Source organism: Bacteroidota bacterium (assembly GCA_030706565.1).
Taxonomy (GTDB): Bacteria; Bacteroidota; Bacteroidia; order Bacteroidales; family JAUZOH01; genus JAUZOH01.
The window spans coordinates 1-4,555 of sequence record JAUZOH010000311.1 but is presented as its reverse complement, the minus strand read 5'-3'; the positions used below and the strand labels follow the sequence as shown (position 1 = coordinate 4,555).

Below are 4,555 nucleotides of genomic sequence, written 5' to 3'. Positions count from 1 at the left end.
AGCCTAATGCTTATAAGGGATAACATTCTTTTAAAGAAAAGAGCTTTGATTGAAACTGTCAATTACGAATTAAAAAATATGTGTCAAGTAGAACATACCAGACATCGCAGTTTTGCCAATTTTATTACCAACTTGCTCTCAACTTTAATTACTTATTCTTTTTTCCCCAAGAAACCCTCTCTCAATATCGAAATTATTGATAATTTGGCTTAATAATAATTCACTTACGTCGAACTCACGTTAGATTAATAATTGAAGTTTCGCAAGTAGCAAAAAGGGATTATAATGGGATACTGCTTCATGGTAATACTCAGTGAAACTCAGGTTTTTCTCAGCGTAAATGAATATCATGACACTGGCCTTGAAGATAAATAGTTTGAGGTGGTTAGAAATGGTTAGAAATGGATTGAAAGGTTTGAGGCAGTTTGAAATGGTTCAATGAATCAACGATAGAAATTAAAAGTCCTGGAACTTTTTAATGAATCACCGGCCTGGTTTAGCTCCTTATATAAGAATTGCAGGACAATAAATCACTGACTTTTAATTTTAGTCTGTTTATGGAAATATTTAGTTGCGAAACTTAAATTAATAATAATTCAAATAAATTATTATAACTTTGAAGTGATGGAGAAAAAAATTTATATAATCATTTGTATATTTTCAAATGAAGGAAATTTAAAATAAGACTTGAGTAACCATGAAATGTTTAAAATTGACAATTTTATCATTGCTATTTTTATTAATTCTGACATATTCGTGCTGCAAAAAAAATGACACATTACCTCCTGAAACACAAGAGGGTAAAAATACATTTGGATGCCTAGTAAACAATAACCTTTGGTTAAAAGGAGGAGGATTATCATATCCATACAGCAATTTGTCTATTTTTATAGATAAAAATTTTTTTAGTATTAATGCTTTAAAAATAGGCGACCAAACTAACCAAACAGTTAATATTTATATTCATTCTCCTTTAAATGTAGGAATATATGATCTAAATAATTATAACCATTCAGGACGATTTTTAGATAAAATAGACAATTGCTATTATAAAACAGATTCTTTATCGGCGACTGGTACCTTAGAAATTACAAAATATGATACTATAAATAAGATTGTGTCTGGGCTGTTTAATTTTAAAGCATTGAGATACAATCCTGATAATAATACAATTATAGAGAATAACGATTCATCAGTACAGATAACTCAAGGCCGATTCGACATAAAATATAGGCAATAAATTTTATACTAAACAAGTGGGAAGAAATCATTTTGTCGCAATATATTAGATTAATTATTACTATAAATGAACTTAGAAATCAGAATAAAAAGTTAAGTTATTAATAATAATTTATATTACTGGGGCATAATAAGCATTTTTTAGTACAATGTTTACCGACAATTATTCTGTTCAGTAAGTTATATCCTTTTATCATAAAATTTCAGTCAGAGCAGAGAGGTTCTTTCTGCATTTCGACGCTCTTTAATCGAATAATCTCTATGCTTTTCAGTTAAATTTTGTTTTCATTGCCTGGAAAACTTGTTCTTTTATGCACTTTTTTTCAAGCCATTATAGTTTTCCTAATTCAGAAGCCTTATCCACAATATCTTCTCTTTTATAACTGAGTTCAGCAACTTTTTGCTAGTCTCCTTCATACTCTTCTGTTTTTCATAACCTATTCAGTTAATTTTTTCATTATAGCAGTTCCGTCGCATAAGATAATTCCTATTGAATCTATTAAAATAGAATTTAAATGTTTATACTAATTAAATGGTATTACTAATATTAATTAACAATAAATTGCTAAGTAATTAAATAATCTTTATATCTTTTTTGTCAGAACTGGCTACTTGTTATATTTATACAATACATTTATTATCAATGCAAATTAAGAGTTTAAGTTATCAACATATATATCACTGAATAATAATAAGTTATGCAAACTTAAATTTGTTTAAACATTGATAATCAGTATATTAATGCATACTCATCAAATTATGTGATCCCCAAGGTAAAAGAACTTAAATTAACGTCAGTTCGATGTAAGAAAAAATACACTAGTGTCATGTCAATCGTTAAATGACGGATAAAGACTATGTAGTTTTACTCTGGCATTTTCAGTTGTAAACTGCCATTTAATTTTCGTGTCCTTATGATTCCTGTCATTTTGCCAAGCTTTCACCTCAGTTTTAATTGTCCTGATACTGTCAATTCTTCGATTAAAACATTGTTTTGTTAGTATATTCAACTCAATCTCAGCCATGTTCAGCCAACTCCCATGCTTTGGAGTGTAAATGAACTCAAAACGATCCCATATTCTCTTTCCTACATTTGGTTCAAAGGTCTCATATAATGCGGCTGCACTATGGGAGGCAAGATTGTCCATTACCAGTGTAATAATCTCTGCTTTAGGATATAATTTGTCGCAAATATATTGAACCAATAAAGCCCAATCTTTCTTGGTTCTCTGATTGGTGACCTTGGTAAAACGCTTCCCTGCCAATGGCTCATTTATCATAAAAACATTACATACTCCGCAACGTGAATATTCATAATCAACCCTTTGTTCAAATCCGGGCTTTACCGGCACTGACTTGTAAACTTCTTTTATCAGCTGTTTTGGCGTTTCATCCATGCACACAACTGGTCTTAGCTTATTGAATGGTCGTTTGTAAACATCCAGAACCTGTTCCATGGCTGCAACAAAATGACTGTTCTCTTTGGGTGGTATCACCCATTCTTTTACTCTCCAAGGCTTAAGTTCGTTTTTTTTAAAACTTTCCTGACTGTCTCATACGATATCTTTTCAACGTATTCCAATTCCACCATCTTGTCCGCAAGTAGCCTTAATGACCACTTCGCATATCCTTTTGACGGCTTTCCACATGCGATCGCAACCAAATGCGCTTCAGTTTCTCCGTCTATTCTCTTTCGATAAACACGACTTGTCGGTGCTATGTCCAGAGCAGCATCAAATCCTTGAAGAACAAATCGACTTTTTACCCTGTCTATAGTTCTCATTCCAATTTTAAGTATTCTGCATATTTCCTCATTTGTCTGCTGACTTTCAGAATATTGACCTTCGTCAACATTGAGCAAAATAAGCGAATGAATAACCTTCTTTGAGGTATGACTGCCTTTTCTGGTTATTTCTTTCAATTGTTCTCTTTCCTCCTGGGTGAGGGTTACTTTGTACTTTACCATCGTTTTTTTGATAAAGATACAAAACTATTTATTACGTCATATTATAATTGACATGACACTAGTGTCCAATTAAAATCGGGACGTTATTAAAAATCAAACAAAATTGGCTCATTAAGCCTAAAATGTTCTTTGTCATTTTGAAATTTAGTTCTATCGAAGAGGTCCCGAAGATGCGTTTTGTCGGTCAACGATATACTCAAAATCTGTAAAACCTCATATGTACTTCTGTCAAGTTGCATGTCATTTTGGACGATAGCTACCAAGCAGTAAGTACATATGGAAACGTAAATTTGAATCCGAACAGCATTTTCAGTAGTACCCCAGAATTTCTTGATTTTAAGATGTTGTTTTAACCACTTGAAGAAAAGCTCGACTTGCCAGCGATTCTTGTAAAGTTCAGCAACCTGCAGAGCAGAGATTTGCATCGCATTGGTTAAGAATACAAACTCACGTTTTTGTTCTTCATCCCAAAATCTGACCAATCGAAGATGTTCTGGATAGTATTGCCTGGGATAAAAGCCAGTCAATTCAATCGTTGCATCTGAAAGCACATTTTTTGGGAACCTGCGTTTCCATCTGATGGCCTTGCATTGAAGATTCTTCTTTGCTCTGACAACGAAAAAAGATCCTATCTGATGAATCTTGTTCAGCATCCTGAAGTTGTTGTAGGCACGGTCAAATATGTAATAAGAGCCTGATTCATAAGGAATCACCTTCATTGCATTTGAGTCGTGTACAGAGGCTTCGGTAAAATGAAAGAATGCTGGAATCTGTGTTTCTACATCGTATAATGTGTGCACTTTGATTCCACCTTTCTTCTTGCGGAACTTTGCCCACCAGAATACGGAAAGGCATAAGTCGATCGTCGTTGAGTCAAAAGCGTAGACATTACCATCAAGTTTGAAGATGTCAGAAACTCGTTTCTGTCTGGCTTCGTTCACTAGATAGTAAGCGTACTCTTCGAAGATGTGATAGTCTCTGTCTTGATTGGCTCTGGCCAAAGATGATTTTGATACATTCTTGCCCAGACCTAAATGATAAGATTTGGAGTAATGAGCATCAAGTGCGAGGATCAAATCTCTCAGACTTTCACGATTTGACAATTGCCCAAACATCAGAGCTAGCAGTTGGTTCCAACATGTGAAATGCTTCACGTATCTGTCACCGTCATACTTGCGAACGATGTAATTGAACTTATTCCTATCCAGGAAGGATGTTAACTGAGCGAAAACGTATTTGTCCTTATGCATTTGCAATTCTTTTTAAGAATAGCAAATGTGTAAATTGAAATCCGTTTAATCGAAAATCGCTTGTAACTAACTAAATTTCAAATATTTCAAAGATCTTTTT

4 protein-coding genes are annotated in these 4,555 nt (G+C 33.3%); 2 read left to right on the top strand and 2 right to left on the bottom strand.

The features are described 5' to 3' along the window. Both Q8907_13150 and Q8907_13145 read left to right on the top strand, forming a co-directional pair. Nucleotides 1–213: transposase (locus tag Q8907_13150; protein MDP4275217.1), on the top strand; the 213-nt coding region annotated here is incomplete at its 5' end. A 499-nt stretch (nt 214–712) separates the two neighbouring features. Then, nucleotides 713–1,240, top strand: a complete 528-nt coding sequence (locus Q8907_13145) for a DUF6252 family protein (GenBank protein ID MDP4275216.1) — start codon at nt 713–715, stop codon at nt 1,238–1,240. Nucleotides 1,241–2,069: 829 nt separating this feature from the next. On the opposite strand, the gene Q8907_13140 is transcribed toward Q8907_13145, so the two are convergent. Then, a protein-coding gene (locus Q8907_13140; protein ID MDP4275215.1) for an IS630 family transposase occupies nt 2,070–3,205 on the bottom strand; the annotation gives its coding sequence in 2 pieces (ribosomal slippage) (nt 2,070–2,779 and nt 2,779–3,205; 1,137 coding nt in all). A gap of 86 nt (nt 3,206–3,291) precedes the next feature. Beyond that, the gene (locus Q8907_13135) at nt 3,292–4,455 is read right to left on the bottom strand and encodes an IS4 family transposase (GenBank protein MDP4275214.1); all 1,164 of its coding nucleotides are present in this window, start codon (nt 4,453–4,455) and stop codon (nt 3,292–3,294) included. Between the last annotated feature and the right edge of the window lie 100 nt (nt 4,456–4,555).